Source organism: Cellulosimicrobium composti, from assembly GCF_009711085.1.
Taxonomy (GTDB): Bacteria; Actinomycetota; Actinomycetes; order Actinomycetales; family Cellulomonadaceae; genus Cellulosimicrobium; species Cellulosimicrobium composti.
The window spans coordinates 1-872 of the sequence record NZ_WMKA01000118.1; the positions used below are offsets into that span (position 1 = coordinate 1).

Genomic DNA, 872 nt, shown 5'->3' on the forward strand with positions numbered 1-872 from the left:
ATGGCGCAGATGTCGATGGTGATGAACCTGGACAAGTGCATCGGGTGTCACACGTGCTCGGTGACGTGCAAGCAGGCGTGGACGAACCGCACCGGGGTGGAGTACGTGTGGTTCAACAACGTCGAGACCCGCCCCGGCCTGGGGTACCCCCGCACCTACCAGGACCAGGACCGCTGGCAGGGCGGGTGGGTCCGCACGAAGAGGGGCAAGCTCACGCTGCGCGCCGGGGGCCGGTTGAAGAAGCTCGCGACGATCTTCTCCAACCCCGTGCTGCCCTCGGTCCACGACTACTACGAACCGTGGACCTACGAGTACGACATGCTGCTCTCCGCCCCCCAGGGCGCGCACACCCCCGTCGCCCGGCCGAAGTCCCTGCTCACCGGCCAGGACATGACCATCTCCTGGTCGGCGAACTGGGACGACGACCTCGGCGGCTCGACCGCGACCATGGCCGACGACCCGATCCTGCAGCACATGTCCGAGCACGTCGCCACAGAGCTCGACAAGACGTTCATGTTCTACCTGCCCCGCATCTGCGAGCACTGCCTCAACCCCGCCTGCGTCGCGTCCTGCCCGTCGGGGGCCATGTACAAGCGGGCCGAGGACGGCATCGTCCTGGTCGACCAGGACCAGTGCCGCGGCTGGCGCATGTGCGTCACCGGCTGCCCCTACAAGAAGGTCTACTTCAACCACAAGACCGGCAAGGCCGAGAAATGCACCCTGTGCTACCCCCGCATCGAGGTCGGCCTGCCCACCGTGTGCTCCGAGACCTGCGTCGGACGCCTGCGCTACCTCGGCCTCGTCCTCTACGACGCGGACAAGGTCACCGAGGCCGCGAGCGTGGAGGACGAGCACGACCTGCTGGCCGCCCA

1 protein-coding gene is annotated in these 872 nt (G+C 67.3%); it reads left to right on the forward strand.

Features of this window, described 5'->3' with window-relative positions; all coding sequences use genetic code 11:
* The coding region (locus GJV82_RS19210) for a 4Fe-4S dicluster domain-containing protein (protein WP_155100332.1) at positions 1–872 on the forward strand (872 nt) is incomplete at both ends.